The sequence below is a fragment of the Chitinophaga sp. 10T418 genome (assembly GCF_056394125.1).
Window position 1 is genome coordinate 1 of the sequence record NZ_JBFTHG010000022.1, and the last position, 18,311, is coordinate 18,311.

General features: G+C 43.0%; 14 protein-coding genes and 1 tRNA gene. 1 reads left to right on the forward strand and 14 read right to left on the reverse strand.

Features of this window, described 5'->3' with window-relative positions; all coding sequences use genetic code 11:
- The 10 genes from AC1DCV_RS34355 to AC1DCV_RS34400 form a co-directional block, all read right to left on the reverse strand.
- Positions 1 to 724 (reverse strand): IS256 family transposase (locus tag AC1DCV_RS34355; protein WP_477027424.1); only part of this gene is annotated, 724 nt, incomplete at its 3' end.
- Positions 725 to 1,034: 310 nt separating this feature from the next.
- The gene (locus tag AC1DCV_RS34360) at positions 1,035 to 3,356 is read right to left on the reverse strand and encodes an nSTAND3 domain-containing NTPase (protein ID WP_477027425.1); all 2,322 of its coding nucleotides are present in this window, start codon (positions 3,354 to 3,356) and stop codon (positions 1,035 to 1,037) included.
- Positions 3,357 to 3,711: 355 nt separating this feature from the next.
- Positions 3,712 to 4,158, reverse strand: coding sequence for a hypothetical protein (locus AC1DCV_RS34365; protein WP_477027426.1), 447 nt, complete (start codon positions 4,156 to 4,158; stop codon positions 3,712 to 3,714).
- Positions 4,158 to 4,436 (reverse strand): helix-turn-helix domain-containing protein, encoded by a 279-nt coding sequence (locus tag AC1DCV_RS34370; RefSeq protein ID WP_477027427.1) that lies wholly within the window; start codon positions 4,434 to 4,436, stop codon positions 4,158 to 4,160. The genes AC1DCV_RS34365 and AC1DCV_RS34370 overlap by 1 nt, the downstream gene beginning before the upstream one ends.
- 160 nt (positions 4,437 to 4,596) lie before the next feature.
- Positions 4,597 to 4,995, reverse strand: a complete 399-nt coding sequence (locus AC1DCV_RS34375; protein WP_477027428.1) for a hypothetical protein — start codon at positions 4,993 to 4,995, stop codon at positions 4,597 to 4,599.
- A 57-nt stretch (positions 4,996 to 5,052) separates the two neighbouring features.
- Positions 5,053 to 5,856: a hypothetical protein gene (locus AC1DCV_RS34380; RefSeq protein ID WP_477027429.1), complete on the reverse strand. Its 804-nt coding sequence runs from the start codon at positions 5,854 to 5,856 to the stop codon at positions 5,053 to 5,055.
- A 316-nt stretch (positions 5,857 to 6,172) separates the two neighbouring features.
- Positions 6,173 to 6,529, reverse strand: a complete 357-nt coding sequence (locus tag AC1DCV_RS34385) for a hypothetical protein (RefSeq protein WP_477027430.1) — start codon at positions 6,527 to 6,529, stop codon at positions 6,173 to 6,175.
- A complete protein-coding gene (locus AC1DCV_RS34390; protein ID WP_477027431.1) occupies positions 6,513 to 8,462 on the reverse strand; it encodes a chlororespiratory reduction 6 domain-containing protein in 1,950 nt (649 codons plus the stop codon). The genes AC1DCV_RS34385 and AC1DCV_RS34390 overlap by 17 nt, the downstream gene beginning before the upstream one ends.
- A gap of 166 nt (positions 8,463 to 8,628) precedes the next feature.
- Positions 8,629 to 9,891 carry a site-specific integrase gene (locus AC1DCV_RS34395; protein ID WP_477027432.1) on the reverse strand — a complete coding sequence of 421 codons (1,263 nt, stop codon included), beginning with the start codon at positions 9,889 to 9,891 and terminating at the stop codon, positions 8,629 to 8,631.
- A 252-nt stretch (positions 9,892 to 10,143) separates the two neighbouring features.
- A tRNA-Lys gene (locus tag AC1DCV_RS34400) sits at positions 10,144 to 10,216 on the reverse strand.
- Between the two features lie 97 nt (positions 10,217 to 10,313).
- Here AC1DCV_RS34400 and AC1DCV_RS34405 point away from each other — a divergent pair.
- Positions 10,314 to 10,811, forward strand: coding sequence for a hypothetical protein (locus tag AC1DCV_RS34405; RefSeq protein WP_477027433.1), 498 nt, complete (start codon positions 10,314 to 10,316; stop codon positions 10,809 to 10,811).
- On the opposite strand, the gene AC1DCV_RS34410 is transcribed toward AC1DCV_RS34405, so the two are convergent.
- Genes AC1DCV_RS34410 through AC1DCV_RS34425 form a run of 4 tightly spaced genes read right to left on the reverse strand, consistent with a single transcriptional unit; the run spans position 10,795 to position 18,268 of the window.
- A complete protein-coding gene (locus AC1DCV_RS34410; RefSeq protein WP_477027434.1) occupies positions 10,795 to 11,517 on the reverse strand; it encodes a 4'-phosphopantetheinyl transferase family protein in 723 nt (240 codons plus the stop codon). The genes AC1DCV_RS34405 and AC1DCV_RS34410 overlap by 17 nt on opposite strands.
- A complete protein-coding gene (gene rluF, locus AC1DCV_RS34415; protein ID WP_134643266.1) occupies positions 11,498 to 12,244 on the reverse strand; it encodes a 23S rRNA pseudouridine(2604) synthase RluF in 747 nt (248 codons plus the stop codon). The genes AC1DCV_RS34410 and rluF overlap by 20 nt, the downstream gene beginning before the upstream one ends.
- Before the next feature lie 25 nt (positions 12,245 to 12,269).
- On the reverse strand, positions 12,270 to 13,202 hold the full coding sequence (locus tag AC1DCV_RS34420; protein WP_477027435.1) for a hypothetical protein: 933 nt from the start codon (positions 13,200 to 13,202) through the stop codon (positions 12,270 to 12,272).
- Between the two features lie 29 nt (positions 13,203 to 13,231).
- On the reverse strand, positions 13,232 to 18,268 hold the full coding sequence (locus AC1DCV_RS34425; RefSeq protein WP_477027436.1) for a DUF5724 domain-containing protein: 5,037 nt from the start codon (positions 18,266 to 18,268) through the stop codon (positions 13,232 to 13,234).
- Positions 18,269 to 18,311: the final 43 nt, after the last annotated feature.

The window sequence follows — 18,311 nt, forward strand, 5'->3', positions numbered from 1 at the left end:
GCGTCGGCAAAGCGCCCTGAAGATTATCAATACAGGCAATGAAGATATCTTCCAAACCGCGATTCTGTAAGTCTGTCAACACTTGCAACCAGAATTTAGCACCTTCGTTCTCTCCCACATACATACCCAACAGCTCTTTATAACCCTCCTGGTTGAGACCAATAATGCAGTAAACCGCACGACTGACAACCCGTCCCTCATGACGAACTTTGTAATGTATTGCATCCAGCCAGACGAACGGGTAAACCCGTTCCAACGGACGACTGCGCCACTCCTGTATCAAAGGCAGGATTTTATCCGTGACACGGCTTATAGTAGCTGTAGAAGCCTCCAATCCATACATATCCATCAGGTGATCCCGGATATCGCTGTAACTGGCGCCACGGGCATACAGAGAAATAATCTGTCGATCCAGATCTACACCCAGGGTTTTATGACGCTTGGGAATAATCTCCGGTTCGAACGTCCCATTACGATCACGCGGTGGGTTAATATCTACCGACCCAATGGCCGTCTTTACCTGTTTACGCCCTTTACCGTTTTTCCGGTTGGCATCTCCTTCATCTTCAATATGCGCTTCCAACTCACCATCCAGGGCCCCCTCAAGAAACTCTTTTAGTAACGGCGTTAACACCCCGTCCTTACCTAAAAGCGTATCTCCATTCTTCAAACGGCTGGCCGCTTGCTTCTTGAAGGCTTCGAAATCAAAGTTTTGCTTTTCCATATTGCATTATCAGTTTAAAGTTAAAAAACTTTTTACTGACACACTTTATGTAATAGTCTCCGCTGGGACTATATCAAAGGCTTAATTAGCGCTGCTTTTCTAGGACTTATTAGCTACTGTAGACGATTTTGTAGACTCGTGAAATAGGCTACTTTGTGAGGGTTTGAAAGAACTTGTAAACAAAACAAAGATACGAAAAGCCTTGCTGAATCAGATCAATTTAGAGCAAAATAAACATTCTCTAAAAACAATACTATATATATGCCTTTAACAGGGAGTAGATTTCACTTAACCATGCGACCTGATAAATTCAGCGGTCAAACAGATTGTTAATTTCATCATCAGGGTTCTCTATTCTTTCGCTTCTAAAAGTTCTTGATCGATCATAATCATCATCATCTCTCCCCCATTCCTCAACAAGCTTATCTATTATCCGATACGCATCAAATTCTATACTTTCCCATAAATGATCTCTGTACTCCAACAAAGAACATGCTTCCAAAAATTCACTAAATGTATCGCTTATTTCATCCTCAACTATACCTGTATTATACTCAAAATAGCCAGAATCTCTTGACACCAAATCTCGATGTCTGCTAAAATCAATGTCATCTATCCATGCTTGAAACTTAAAATTAGCCTCACTTGCAAGTATTTCCATAAATTCTTTCTCTCCCTCGAACATATCTTTTGTAATCCCATATTTCTTAAATATTTCCAAACATTCTGCTATTTCATCAACATACCTTGCGATTTGAATGCCTAAGGCCAAAAATTGGCGCCATTCAGAATTAATTAGTTTTTCAATTGTGGGAAATCTAACTACAAAATCCAACACTGTCGAAAACACTGTAAAATCTATATCAGTATTTGAAGTATCTACCTCAGTAATAAGATCAAACATCTCCTTTTCGCAACAATATTCCCGGAATTGTGTGGCAAAAACAAACAGAATTGTAAGCTGCTTGCTTCCCTTGGAACCTCCAAGTAGCAACATTTGTTGAGATCTTTCTCGAAATACTTTGTAATAATCTTCACGACGATCTTCCGGAATATTAAAATAATCCTCTCCTCCCTTAAAATATCCTGTTATCTGCTCAAAAAATCTTGCTGAAAAGAAAATTCTTTCCATTTCGTCAGGCCGATTCTTAATATAATTGAGTAGAAAATCGGCGATAGACGGATTAAATAAATTAACAGTGCGAATATTTTCCACAGGATTCCATATCATTATTATAAAGCCTCCGGATAATTTCTTCAACCCTCCCTCAAAAGCATCAACCTTCCGTTTGTGTCCGTTCTTCAGAATCTCATAGTCATACCGAACGTTGAAGGCATCTCGTAATTCCACTTCCGTGAACTTACTATCGGCAAAACTAAAGATTGTACAAAGCATAAATTGATCCACTTCGTCTAACTGCTCTCTATAGGCATACTCCCATATCTCGCTCGGATTATCCAAACTTCTCTGAATAAATAACTTTGCCTCCTCTGCTGTTTTATTCCTAAATTGGCTGTCCGTTGTTATAAACTCAATAAGACGAGGGAAAAAATTCTGATGACCAATAATCTGGTGATAAAATCTCTCTGTGAAGAAAACGTCATGATAATTGGTAGATAAAGCATGATAAATATGGTTATAAAGGATATGTGCTTTACTTACTTTCGAATAATTTCTGATCCTCACTTCATACTTAAGAGACTCCTCTGTTCCAATCTTCTTAAACTTCTCATAATGTCGGATTGCCTGATTAAGAATAGTTGTCCTGGTTGTCATTATCAAAAGCTTATTGGGACTATGCTGAATCCGCTCAATGAAATTAACAATCTTAGTCTGTGTATTTCTTGGATTGCGCACCTCATAAATGTTAGCACCCAAAAAATCATCAAAGAATACTACTTGTTTTTTTTCAGGATCTGGAGATAATAAATTCTCGGCATCTTCAAGTTTACTATCAGCAACGATTAATTCAAATCCTTTCGCTAAATTATCATAAATGAGCTGATGTGCAATTGTCGTCTTGCCAACACCTGGTTCGCCTGTAATAATCAAAACTCGATTTTCTACTAATGTCTTGAGTGCAAGAGAAAAGTCTTCTGTAGGTACAAATAGCTTAGATCTCCGAATTATTTTTGCTTCCACATACTCAGATCGTCCTTTTACTCCATTATGCAATATTCGTTGAAGTATGTTTGTACTAGTAAGCCACAACTTATAGTGTTTTTCTTCAATAGAGCTATTGTTCGCGATCATTTCCTGGATCCTAGACATCCCAAAGACGTCCTGAGAATTCTTTAGTAAAGGATGAAACATCTTGACTATCTCATCTGTCTGTCCCGTATTTAAGTCAAATGAAGTAAACAAAATATATCTGTTAGGCTTGGGGGAAAGCTTCTCTAATTTATCCCTCTCTGCCTTCAAAACGGTCCTGAGGTCAGAGAATGTTGATTTTATGTAATGCTTTGCCTGTACTATTATTTCATTCTCATCATTACCAGCATATCGCAAATCAACACCTTTATCTTTACCACTACGAAAATTTTGAAGCTTTATTCTTAATTCGGATTCTAGTAAATCCTTTGCAAGGATCTCAAATTCTTTGTCATTAATTGTATCAAGTCTATATTTCATGCTTTATCGTTATACTTTTGGTGTGTACCAACTGCAAAACAGAATTTATTTTCTTGCATTAGGGATATCTATAGCAATATATTGAAAATCAACGGCAAAATCAATTATTCTCACTTAACACATTAAATTTAAAATCAAAGTTAAAAATTTGCCGGCTTCTGCTTCCGGGTAGCTGCAGGCGGTAAAGAATTCCTGCACCTCGGACAGCGAGGGAAGCATCCGCGCGGCGCCGGGTGCATTTTCCGCGCCGGGTGCATCCGGATCGTGCGGGAGGTTTTCAGTTTCATTTTTATTTTTTTTTGTTGGGGGCGGGAGCCTGTTTTCTCCCCCACGTTTACTATTGTTTATATGTTTATTAAAGTGGCCCATTATTGGGCCTCATGTGTGGCCCAGTTTTGAGCAGGTCACGTGGCTCACTTTTGGGCCTCATGGAGGCGGTCTTTTCATCCTGAAACAGAAACAGCTGTTCCGGGTGAGGATCTGCCATAAAATCCGCGAGCGGAATGATTGACACATAACTGGCGGCGTAGGCTTGCTGCGCCTGTACGTAGATGATGTAGCGGCAATGGTCCAGGTGCTTTAAGCAACGTACATAGGTACTCCGGGAGCCGATGCAGGAAAGGCTCATGACTTCTTCGCGCAGGATGGGAAAGGGATTCTGGAAACGGTGATAGTTCCAGACCTGAAACAATGCCAGGTAAAGGCTTACATGATTGGCCTGTAAGCGGGTTTCTTTCCGCACCTGTGCTAAGAAAGCATTGAGGTGTCTGATGTAGTTGGTATGAGCTGCTGGCACCGGCATCAGGAACGCTTAACAGTTTTCCGGGTGCCTTCCATCAGCTGGAGAATGTCGTCGTAGTCGTAGAAGATTAAGCCGCCGATTTTGGTGAAGGACAGCGTACCGTTGATACGCATGTTTTGAAGAGTGCCGGGAGAGATACCCAGCATATCGCGGACTTCATAAGTTTTAAGCCATTTCTTGGGTTGGATAGCCGGGGCGTTGACAAGTTCCCGTAGTTCCCGGAATAATTCTGTTTTGAAGATCGCCAGATCTTCGCGGGTGAGGATTTCTGCTGCCATATGGTTTGGGTTTGTTTGTTATGGCAGCAAAAGAAAAATTATTACTCACGCCAGAATAGTTACAGGGGTTTTACAACCCCTTGTAACTATTTGATTTTCAAAAGAAACTATTTGATATAAATATTTTTACAATATTAGAATCGGTGCATGATAAGTGAAATCAGAACTGTTGCAGAAAACAATCGGCTATAAGGCAGGCAACCACGTTTAAGCCTTTATGCGACTGGTTAACCAGCTGCATCAGAATATCGCGTACAGACTTTGACACAGCGGCATTGTCGTTGTAGAAATTGTTCCGGAGGCTGCTGGGGGAAATACAGTCCTGCTTTACGGAGGTGAAGAAGTAGGAAAAGAAGTCCAGGACCTCCGCTCGGTTTTTGTTGACATAGATACCGCTATCCAGCAGCAGCTTTAGAATGTGGCCGATTTGTGGAACTGAAAAAATGGTCTGTACCTTAAAGTCTTTCCAGCGGCTTAACTCCTCTGGCAGATGCGCTCCACCTGATGTAGCGTTGATTCCCTTATGGTAAACGACTTCTTCTGCCAGCCAAGATTGCATTTTATGTTGAAGGGGAGGACGCTGGGAATTGAATACAAAAGCGGGCTTCTGAGTGGCCTAGCTAATTTTCTTCTGGAGGAACATCAACCGCTCCAGCTTTTCCCGGAAGGTAGGAAAGGTTGTCAGTTCTTCGGTGGTCATAGTGCACCAGTATTCAAAATAGTGGACGTTGTTGAAATTGATAAACAGTAACAGCTCGTGCAACTTTTGCGGGAATACAGCTTGCTCTCCACTGGCATCGAGCAGCTGAAATAACCGTTTATTCATTTCTGTTAAATAGTGCAGCTGCTGGTAGGTGATCGGGGAACCGGTATGGTTATTCTTTGTTAGTTCCAGGAACGGCATGAATACAACGTTTTGCAACTGCTCGTCTACGCCGGAAGATAGGAATCCAGCTTTCAGCAACGCTACATCTTCGCGGAATCTGGCCTGGGCATTTAACAGGTAGGATGGCGGAACTTTGCAGTCAATGTCGAGGTACCGTTCAAATTTTTGTTCAAGGTGTGCAAGTAGTTCAGCCAAATGGAGGTAGAGGATTTTGTAGAGGTTTAACCAGGTGTTCTTCCCTGTGGGCATGACATCATTGATAAGGCTTTCTGCCGGCAGGCTTCTGGCTACGCTATTCATCAGTGTTACCAGCTGTCGCTGACTCTGCTGTATGAACCATCCAATCTGCTTCTCCTTTCGGAGGTCGTACAGGTATTTGCTGGTGCATTCCAGGATCTTGTTTTTTTCATTGATGATGTCTTTAACAGCTTGTGTGTAGAACTGTTCGTCGGGGTGTTTTCGTTCGGTTGATGCGTGTTGCAGGTCAACATGAATAAATTTTTCAAAAAAGGATAATGGATAATACTGCTGCATATTATAGGTTTTAGAATGTGCGCGAGTATGGATTTGGTTGCGTAATGGTCTTTCATAAATCACATGATCGGGGTCTGGGGTTGTAATACGCTAAGTATCAACAGGGGTCGCAATAAAACATATTGGGTAAGAATAAGATGTTAACTAGTTGTTAATCAGATACTTATCAAAGCGGACGGGCATTCCAGCCTGTCTGCCTTGATAAGTTAGATTCAGGCTACAGCCTTGCTCAGCATAGATTCCGGCAATAGGTGCTAGGATGATCTTATTATAACTATATTCTGACTCATTTGACACTCCTATTCTTTAGGTAAAATTAGTCCAATCTTAGCCTATCAAACTTATCAGGGTCAATTTCTTCCCATTTACTATCTTTATTTAAGGAGATTTTAAGCATATTTTCCTGGTGTTTTTGTTTGTTTAGTTCTCGTTGGGTAATTTCCTTTTCTTTTATTTTTTGATAGCTAAAATAATCGCTAATGATCTTTTGCAGCGAGCTAAGCATAGGCTTTCCAGTCAGCCGAACAATTAATGCTGTAATAACAGGTTCACTATGTATACCCGGTCTAGTCTCATAGTGTTCATCAACTATCAGCTCAGGTTCATGTTGATAGATAAATTGATGTAAATCATCTAATAGATGTCGATCAAGTGCTTCAAATTTTACTTCCATTTTTAGTATTTAACTGATATAAAAAATTATCTATTACCTTAGGGATCTCAAGCGCATTCCTTTGGGCAAAGGCGCCTAAGTTATACATTGTTTTTTTTATAAAATTATCAAAAGCAACCGGCATAAGGAAAATCTCATACGAGCCGTCTTCCTTAGTATGGCATTTATAGGGTATAAAAAAGGGGAAAATATAAGATTGAGTATGAGCGTCTGACAAATCGAGAAAATAAAATAGCCAAGGATACATCTGAAATACTTCACTCATGTAATCTCGTATTTCAGGGATTTCAAAAACATGCCGCGTATCTTCCGCAAAACCATGAAATTTCAACACAAGAAAACTTGCAAGAACTTCAACATTTTTTTCCTTCAATTGCTCATCAATAAAATCCGGGATATATCTTAAATCTTTCTTCTCAACCTCGGAACGTCTAATCCTGAGCTCACAGTAATTGGAATGAAAATGATAACTAAATCTAGTTTGGTTACGAACTTTCCTTAAACGAATATACTCCTCTTGATGTGCTTTCATTTCCAATTCGGTGGCGCGCTCCAGTCTCCTTTCCCTTGGATTTATTTTATAATGAAAATGTATTGGGAACCAGTATGGAAAACGACAATCTTCATATTTTATCGGAACAGAGTTCCATTTCTTACAAAGCTGCAGTTGATATAACGAGCAAGCGGAATGATCACATTGATTTGGAGTCTCTCTATGAATATCAAAAAAAAGATTTATTGTAACATCTTGCAAATTCAACTGCTCTTTAATAATGTAGCTATAATCAATTAATTCCCCTTTTATAACTATATTTTTATAGTCTGGTGAGGCAGTCAATATAGCGGTATCTTTAGTTTTTTGATCAATGAAATTAAAGTGAATTGCAAATGGGTAATAAGCATCCATTAAAGCGCTGAAATTATCATGCCGCACATTAATCAATGCTTCTTCCCATTTCAAATCTTTAGAAACTAGGTCAATATGCTTTTTTCCATGCACACTTAAAGGATAATGAACAGAAGTCGGATTGGAATAGGCATAGTCAATGACCTGGCGATGAAAATCGGGCGTAATAAAACCAACCGGCATATCATTAATTAAAAGCATTTCGTCTACAGAGAAGTCGACAGGCTCAATGAATTTTTGAAGAATCTCCTTTACTATTGCATAGTCCGATTTAGAAAATGGTCCTTTATTTAAACCAAATTGAATAGTAATATTGACTAAGTTCATAAACATTGATGCAGGCTCAGTGGTATGAAACGCAAGTTGCACCAATATCGGAATAAAATGATAGGCATAACTTCTTCCCATTTTTTTTGTCAGAAACTTATACAATTTTTTATACCCACGATTAACAGGATTCTGTGACCAACGAAAATAATTCTCATCGCTCGCATCAGTATGTAGCGCTTTATACTGGAATATTGTTGTAGCATCCTCGATCAAGTCGTTGATTGAAAATGTATCACTTTGAAACCTAGAGTCAGCAGTTATGTTTTCAGTGATTATTTCCAACAAACCATCTGGCTTCCAGCGATAGAGAAAATTATCAGAACAGTAGTACAAGTTATGATGAATTTTCGGCACTACTTTTAATTTATCTAGCTCAATAACTTGATCCGGTAATGTTTCGAATTGTAACCTCAAAACGCTAAGTGTATGAAATTCCAGAAAATTAATATAAAAAAGATAGGGGTAGAATAGACTCTGCCAATAATGATGCGACTCATGGATCATTAAAGATTTAAATTCAGGTGACTGTAAATTATACCTAATATTCTCAAGGGTCAACTCTTCCTTAATATCCGGGGAAGCATTCAAATTAGAGAATAAATCATTGAGTACTTTAGAGCGTTCCACCCCTCCTTCATTTCTACGGTTAATATGAATAACCCTGAGGGCAGTATCGATATAGGAAAAATATGCCATTTTAAGGCCACTTTTGGTTAATGAAAAGATGATCTAATTAAATTAAACACATTTGGTAAAGGCGCCAAACAATTAAGTTAAATTTTAACAGAATTTAGATATTGYGTTCCATGCGCACCTACATAATAGGTCCTTACTACCAAATTTCGTATTTATCTCCATAAAACTACGCTACAGCCTTGCTCAGCATAGATTCCGGCAATTTGAGATTAAACCGGTGCTTCAATACCTGCATGTCTTCACTCACTTTGCTGGCTACTATCTTAGCATAGATCTGCGTAGTGCGGATGGATTTATGCCCCAGCATGGCGCTCACGGTTTCCAGCGGTACGMCATTGGCCAGCGTTACTGTGGTGGCGAATGTATGCCGCGCGGTGTGAGTGGTGAGATTCTTCTGAATACCGCAGAGGTCAGCTATTTCTTTAAGGTATCCGTTAAAACGCTGATTGCTTTTGATCGGCAGTAATACCTTGTTGGCAATGCAATGCGGATGATTACTGTATTTCCGCAGGATCTCTTTGGCTAACGGTAGCAGGGGAACATTTTCACGGCACCAGGTCTTTTCCCGATTCTTCACGATCCAGTCTTCGCCATCGAAATATTTAGAGATACTGTCGGGAGTGAGCAGGAGCGCATCTTTATAGGCGTAGCCGGTGAGTGTCATGAACACGTAGGCGTCTTTTGCTTCCTGAAGGCGGGGGATGGAAAATTCTTTATGATACAGTGTGCTGAGCTCTGCAACGGTGAGTATATCACGCTCAGGGTTGATGTAGGAACAAACATAATCCTGTAAGGGATTGCATTGTAACCATTTTCGCTGAACGGCCAGTTTTAACAACTGTTTCGTATTCTTCAAATACTTCATAGCGGTATTATCCTGGATGCCTTCCGTAAGCGTGAGATAATCAAAAAAATCCTCGGCAAACGAAAACTCGACTCTTTCGAGGGGGATATCCTTCATTTTCAGAACAGCGGAAAGGAAGGCCGTTATTTTGTCTTTTGTTGTTACCCATTTTTTGTAGGTGCTGTTTTGCCGCTTCCCCTTTTCTACCTTCTCTTTGAATTTCCCGTTATGAAAATCTATGACCTGCAACAGTGTTTGTTTTTCCTGATGGACGCCCAGGTAGGCATTTTTGATCATAGTGGGGGTAACGGTTGATCCCTGCTTCTTTAACAGGTTGTAGTGTCGGAGGAGTTCACCTTTGACGTGTAAGATGTGGTTGTTCACCTCAATGGCTTCTACCGACTTACCAATTACGGCGCTGGCTTTCTTATCGTATTTGGAAGGGTCAACCTGATAGCCGATAGAAAAACCATCTTTGGGCAATCCGGTAACAGTGAGTCGGACGCAGATAGTTGCTTTTCCGTTGGGGTTCATGGTGTCGTACCGGAGATAAAAGAGGATTGATAACTCTTGACTTACTTTCATAGTCTACAAAGTTTTTGATTACCGATTTTTGGTTTTGTTTGGTGTGTTTTAGATCGGTTTGCAAGCCGCCAAATCCTTTGCTGGTAAGCATATCAGAAAAATTCGTCTACAGTAAATTAAAAAATTTTACTGTAGACGAATTTGTAGACTCTCAAAATCGTTTGATATGATTTATCTTTTTATCTAAAAAACAGAAAAGCCGCATAAATCCTACGATTTAAGCGGCTTTAATTTCCTTTGATGATTTAGTTGTGATCCCCTTGGGACTCGAACCCAAGACCCATACATTAAAAGTGTATTGCTCTACCAACTGAGCTAGGGAATCCGCTACCACCCTCATTGTTAAGGGGAAGCAAAAATAGGAATTATCTATTACCAACCAAATTTTTTTTCCGAAAAATAAAAATAACTTCCTTCCCCATATGAAAAAGCATCACCTATTATTCGCCGTAGCATTGCTCCTCTATGCCTGCCAATCCACCCGAACAAGTTACTCCTATTCCCGCGGAGCGGATGGCCAGCTCAAAGTACAGGAACATACGGAAAACACCGGGTTTGAAATCCCCTGGAAAGCCAAAAAGAAAAAGAGCGCTATTCAGCCTACCATTACTTTTGTAGAATCCGTAAAAGAATATCGCCGCACCTTTCATCATTTTCCACAGGACCTCTGGAACCTGCAGAATATGAACGACAGGAGCAGAAATGCTTTTAAGGACATGAAAGAACTGGGGTTTACAGATCTGCAACTGCACTATGTATACCTCGACTCTTTTGTAGTGGCATTCGTACATACACCGGTATACAATGCGCCGACAAAAAGCGGGAGAAGGACCATATCTGGATCTGACGTAAATGGCAAATTTATTTTTACCTATAACCCAAAGGATTCATCTTTCCTGTACGTCAAGACACTCGATTAGTCAGCGTCTGCAGTGCTGCCATATCTACGAGACTTCTCTGTGGTAAAACAAGTGAGCAAGCCATATTGCCAGCTACCCAGCTGACGGCTTTGTATTGCATAAAGTGAACGAAGGTGGAAATCAGGAAGTCACCATTGCGTTCTACAGATTTTACATCGAATAATTCCAGGTCGGTGGTGAAGCCGGTGCGCAATACCTTAGAAAGGGCCTCCCGGGCTGTCCAGAGCAGGAACTGCTGCTCATCAGTACTATAGGGCAACGATGCCATTAAACGCATTTCTGCCGGCGTTACAGGGGGTAAAAAGCGACTGCCGTCTATTGCTTCTATGTCCACCGCCATAGGATGCGACTCGGGGAAAACAACCGCCATAGCGCTACCATCACTATGCGTAATACTCACCTGCAAATTGCTGTGACCCGGACAACTCAATACCGGCTGACCAAATACACCGGGGCGGATGCGGATAGACGCAGGCGCAACGCCCGTAAAATCAAAAGCCGCCAGCTTTGCAGCATGGCGGCCTAAATAATAATGATGTTGGGCTACGCCCGTTAAGGTAGTACGTTCTTCAGGATGCAAAAAACGGTGCTGCTCCAGCTGCAACGCAGGCAACGACAGAGAAGACACTCCCATCGATGCCGGGAAAGAAACACCCTCTCTTGTAACCGTTAATGCCAGATGATAACTATTCGTCCATTCCGTCATGGTTGTTGTCTCCTTTTTCAGTTTTACTGCTGTTGGCTACCAGGGTATTAAGACTATTTACCTCTTCCTTGGTAAAATAGCGCCAGGAGCCGGTGGCAAGGTCTTTTGTTGTCATGTTCATAATGCGGGTACGCTTCAATGCCACCACCTCATAGCCCAGCGCTTCACACATCCGGCGGATCTGCCGGTTAAGGCCCTGCGTCAGGATGATACGGAAACGGCTGGCGCCTTCCTGCTGTACAAAACATTTCTGCGTCATCACACCCAGGATGCGAACGCCGTTGCGCATAGCTTTCACAAACTCCAGGTCTATCGGCTTATCAACGGTAACAATATATTCTTTCTCATGCTGATTACCCGCCCGCAGAATTTTATTAACGATGTCACCATCATTCGTTAAAAATATCAGTCCTTCAGAACGCTTGTCCAAACGACCAATCGGGAATATCCGGCTGGAGAAGTTAACATAGTCGATGATGTTCGTTTTATCCTTCAGGTCCGTGGTACAGGTAATTCCTTTGGGCTTGTTCAGCGCAATATACACGGTAGTTTTTTTCTTCTTCAACGGCTCCCCGTCTACTTCTACCACGTCTCCGTCTTTTACACGATTGCCTTTGGAAGCGATGTTGTCGTTGATCGTTACCCTACCCTGTTCAATATATTTATCAGCTTCTCTGCGGCTGCAAAAACCGGTTTCACTGATGTATTTGTTAACGCTTATATCCATAATTACCTTTGAAATCAACTGCAAATTACTTAAAACCGGGCAAAAAGTCAGGTAACGTCCAGGCTTCTACTGCACCTGTTTCCAGGTCCATCACTTTCATGGGGTGTAATAATACCCGGCGTCCGAAATAGCTGCCGGCCACTCTGCCCCGCTGATGATACCCCTGGATGATATGTCTCGGCTCACCGGTTTTGATGTCCAGCACAAAATCAGCTCCCCAGCGGTTCGATTCAGTAGAACTGGCGCTGATGCACACCAATTCATGATCTTCCGTCACAAAGATATCACTGCCGAATACGGAGCCCGCATCATCTCCCGGTTCGGAGAAGTTCCGCTGCCAGATGGTCTTCAGCTGGTCATCGCAACAAATCAGGATATTGCCTTCTGTCAGCAACAGGTACTGCCGCAGCGCTTCCACATATATTACTTTATGCGCCCGGTCCGGGTAAGGCGTCTTTATCAGCGTGCCCACGAAAGTGCTTCCATCTACCTGCAACCAGGCTTTTTTATTTTCCAGTGGGAAATAAAAAATGTTTTGATGCGGGTTAAAAGTGCCATTATACTGACGAACCTCCGGTTTTAACTCCGCCACAATGCTGCCGGTAGCCAGGTCCACCCAGGCCTGTTGCTGGTTATAGGCTTCCAGCAGCAGGTGACTGCCACTGGCATTGAAAACAGCATTGTAATACATATGCCGGTCCGTACTATACACCACTTCCTGGGTTGCCAGCCGCATCACCACCAGGTTGGTCACCAGTTTGCGGGAGCCCTTGATCCAGGGAGAATTCAACACCAGGAGTCCCGTGCCGCTATGCCAGGCCACCACCTCGTAACCCGGATACTGCTCCCATGCCTGCACACGTTGATCATCGATATGATATACCAACGGCGCCACATTCTTTTCATCATCCCGGGAAAGAAATAATTGCCTGCCTTTATAATCTGTGATTACCTTCATTTGTTTTTTTTAGAGAGATGAATAACGCCTTAGTTCATACTTAGCTGCTGTAATATCGTCGGGTCCTGGATTTCATGGTCCTTTGCCAGCAACAGTACCTTGGAAATCAGCTCTGCAGATTTTGGATCATCATCTACAAACGGTAAAAATATGCGGCCTCTGTGATGGGAATGTACCGGTAAAACAGACAGGTATTTTCCTGGCAACTGATGCGCTACGGCGCTTCCCAGGTGCACGCTGTAATCGCCATGCTTCCCTTTGATACGCGCATGATTACCGCTGATAGTTACATTGTCGACTTTGAATAAACGCAATGTTTCCTGCAGCAATACACTCCGCATTTCAATGGAGCTATGACTCGCTTCCGGATCTACACCACCCACATGCGCCACACTTACCACCAGGTCTATATCCCGCATTACCTCGCTGAAGATCAGTGGCGATATTTGCTCAAATGCCACCGGCTTGCCGGTTTTCAGGTCATGGAAGATGAGGGTTTCCAATGTAGGAGATTCCACTTCTGCCGGCGAAAACCAGTCTGCCATCGCATATATTTTAGCAACGAAACCTTCTCTGTGGAATACCTTCTGCAGGCCTTCTTCATAGTCCACTTTCCATTGCCTGTTCTTCAGCAAAGCTACCGTCTGACTGGGTTGTACCTGGTGACCGGCATAACGGCGCGACACAGATTTCTCTGCCAGCTCATCGGCCAGCGGTACATACAGTTCCCGGAATATCTGCTTAAATGGTTGCAGTAACTGCTTTTCAAAGGCATACCGCTGATAGTCGCTCCACACGCCCGCCTTATACAAATCAGAACAATGTGCAATGCGGATGGTATCCGTTTCAGTCAGCGTATAAGTGGTTCCATCCGCCGCCTGCAATAGGCCCGCCTGATAAAAACCGTGTTTCTCTCCTGCCACATAGATCAGCTTTTCCAGGTGCCGGGCTATTACCGGGTGCCCGAAAAGGTTTCCCAGTTCAGCAGCCAGGAAGGCATCACCGCATACCATGGCATCTTCCAGCGATTTCCTGGATCGACTGAACTGTTCCCTTAATATCTTCCTGTAGTCATTTAATTCCTCTACTTTCTTATCCTTTTTATATTTCGGTGGCACCGCTTTCAATGGCTTATCTCCCTTAAAGGCCACCAGGTCTGCCATTCCGGCTTCATCTATGACCAGCCCAATGGTCACGTCATCATATTGCACCTGCGTTTCACGCGATAAAATATTTTGCACTTGCTTGGTTTCCATCGCCCAGGCCAACCGGAGCGGATCGGCATAACCGGCATTGCGGGCCAGGTTTTCCATCGCTATCCGGATGGCTAATGCTTCACTGCTCTGTTTCTGCGCACCAAACTGTTTGCTTTCTTTTTTAAACAACTGCAGGTATTCATAACGTCCCAGCACATCTTTCGAAGCGTTGGCCTTACTCAACGGAATCAGTCCGTACATGCGCAGGTAATCCTGATCACGCTTTTCTTTTATCTTCTGTGTGACTTCTTTTAATTTCAGATCACCGATAATAACGTCAGCGTATAAACGCGCTCTCCGATGTTCATTACCATCACTGATATATTTGGCTGCATCGTATACTATCTGCCAGCGCTCCTTCCCTATTTCCTTATAAGCTTTCTGAAACCACTCCTTATCTACCGCACCTATTTTAAAGTCTGCCAGGTCTACGGCAGAATAACGGGCAATTTCACTTTCGGCTTCTGCATTCTGCTCTGCAGCGCCGGATGATTTAGTATGTGCATGCATCCACCAGATAGCGGAGTCCAGTCCTTTCCAGTTGAGGTATTGACTCACGAATTGCTGCCATTGCGGGGCATACACCGCTGCTTCTATCAACTGCGTTTCACTCGCTTTAATCTGCTTCATGGCGGCATTAAATATCTCCTGCGTATCTTCCGGCAACGGGTAACAGTTCTTCAATAAAGTACTCAGCTGTTGCTGTTTGCTGAAAGCTTCGTTGCCACCGGAATAAATATATCCTCTGTGCAGCGTTGTTTTCCCCAGCGCCGTCAATATCTCTGCAAAACGATGAACACCATAGATAATTTTGAGCTGTTGCACCAGCCGCGTAACTGCGGTGGCAGTATCTCCCCGCTTCAGTTCTATATCCAGGAAATGCTCCCGCATCCGTATAAACATAGGCTGCAGGAAAGGGAACTGTTTGAAATAATCAAATGCATCTTTATGCCGCTTCACTGTGGAAAGAACACGGATATTATCAGCGCTGATAAGACCCCGATACATTTCACTTTCGCTGATCAGGCCCGCCTGGTAAGCATAACAGAAAGCAGACAACGGCGGTAAACTCTGCGGCACGCTTTCCGCTAAACCGGTAAACTGCCGCCAGTGCTGTAGTTGCCAGATAGCGTTGATCTCTTCTTTATCCAAACCATTGGTGTTAATATAATCCAGCAACTTGTTGAACGCCGGTATGCTTTGCCAGCCCCCACGGGTATACGGATAATATTTACCGTCCGACTGATACGCCAGTACGGCTGGTGTCAAAGACGCAAAAAGTCGGGTGGTAGCCCCTATGAGGAAAACATTGCGTTCTTTGAAAGGATGAATCAATCCCAGTGCCAGCAATACCTGCAGCACCGGATTAGACCATTTGTAGGAATGTGTAGCCCTTATTTCTTCCGGTATCACCACATCATAAACAGGATAGTAAGGGGCAGTTAAATCCGCCCAGGTCTGTGTTAACTCCTGTTTATCCAACATCAGGGAGTTCAACAGGTAAATATCTCTTGCCTGCCATCCGCTGTCCTGGAACCACTTTTCCCATACCTCGGGCAAAGGATAAGATGCATATTCTGCCTCTTTGCTTTCAAATACAAAAGTATAGGGCTTGTTTCTACTGAAAGTGTTTGCCAGCAATACTTTCGTACGACTGCCATCGTACTGCTCTATTTCATATTCATAGTCATTATACTGCTTCAGCAACTCCGACAGCTTTTTCAATGCGGCCTGTATATCTGCCACTGGCCTTGAAAAACCAAATTCCCCGTCACGCAAACATTGTGCATAGTAGTCGTCTTTCTTCACCGCCGGCGCTACTACAGGTAATATCATTTTCGGATCATATAATCCATATCCGTTTTCCGCGGTAAAAGAAATGCCATCATTATCTGCTGATAATTGCGATAATAATATTTCTTCTTTTGGAGAGATACTTTTCCGCTCTTTGAAAGATGCCTGCCAGTTGTTAATTTCTTCTGCCAGCCGATTACTTTTTTTCAACTGCAAAGCCACGTCCAAACCGGCTAAGCGTTGCTCGGCATCTCCCTGCAGCAACTCCGTATTCACCCGCGCAATCACTGCATCCATCTGACGTAAAATCAATTCAATTGCCTTACTTCTGCTGCTGGCACTCTTACGTTTCAGTAACTCGGTGAACACCTTCATCTCACCAGGATTGAACTGTTCTTTCCCCAATGCCCGGAAGGCGATGTTTACTACATATTCTCCCCTATCTTTTAACATCCGGATGGCAAAGTTGCGTTGAAAGTCTGTCAGCACGGGTGTTTCCGTATTTTCATTCCATCCCCATGCTGCATGTTCAGGGAACACTAACCTGGATAATTCTTCCCGCAGTGAAAGATTCATCTCATCATAATAAGAGAGCATGATATCCAGTCTGTCCTGCCTGCCCAATACCAAACGCCCCATCGCCTGCAAAGCATCGTTCCTGTCAAATTTGATGTTCATCCAGGAAAACACTTTGCCGCTAAACAATAACTCCTTGTTGCCGGTCCGTTGCACGATGGCATGTAACCGATCAAACAACGCAGGGAAATGGGTATCATAAAAAGCGCCATTGTTAAAAAGGAGAGAATTAATACCGGCTAATGCCATGCCCAGCACGGCTTCATCCTTATCATCCAGCGCCCTGTTAAACAGGGGCATATTTATATTGTAGTATTTTGTTTCCTGCGCAAACTTCAATGCCAGGCAACGTTTTTCTACATTCCCATTATCAAACAATTCTATTACCAAAGGTCTGGTGGTAGCTACATCGTACACGCCCATGGCCCATAGCCCCATGTATACGTCCATGTTATTGGCGCTCTTTACTGCGGCTGGAATCAGCGCCGGCGTTTGTAAGTATTCATGTGCTTTTTCAAGAAACAACTTTACGGTGCTTTCTTTTTCGGCCTCCCACCCCAAACCTGCCCATACATCAAGGGCACGTACTACGGAAGAAAACCGTGTCATCTTGTTATCCAGCAGTACTTTCGTCATGTATTTCAATGCACCCACAGAGGTCTCATCCAACGCTTCCAGGACCGTTTGCCGCAGCCCTTCCTGGCGCTGTGCTGCCAGCAGCAGCTTTTCTACCAATATCCAGGCACTTTCCTTACTACTGTTCAGCAATGCCTTAATGATGGAACGCGTTACTTTCCCGATCTCATCTTTATTAAAAATGATGTCTTCCATCAGCGGCAATACTTCAGTATTGCCCATATCTATGGCGGCAGACCAGATCCTGAACAGGTTGCTGCTTTGAAGTGTCTGGTCGTACCGTACCTGCTCTGTCACGCTTAAATCAAAGCTGCTCACCTTCAAGCCGGAGTCATAGGTCACCTGGTAAGCCTGTGGCATAGCCAGGAGGATAAAGTTCAGCTGGTTCACAAAATATACTTCGCGGTCATGCGGCGCAGTAAATGAGCGCCGATAGGAATCACTCTGGTACATCTGAAAAGGAATTTGCTCCCAGGCATATTTTACATAGGGTGCATTCTCCGTTCCGAAAATATATACCAATAAATTCCAGGCCGCCGGATCATTCCATTCGGCTGCAGGTAATAAAGCTGCAATGCGGTCATACCGCTCACTCTTATAGGTCAGTTTTCTGCGATAATTGTAATCACTATCGTTACGGTTTTCATCAGGTGACTCGTGAATAAACAGCAATGCCAGTGCTGCCATTTCTTTGGTTAACAATGGGTGGGTGGAATTTCCGGCGCATATAGTATCCAGTTCCGCTGCCATTTTTCTCAAATAATCAGGAAGTTCCCGGGTTTCCAGGAATTGCTTTGCATCCATAATAAAGGTCTTTGCTGTGGGTGACGGGTTAAAATAATTCTTC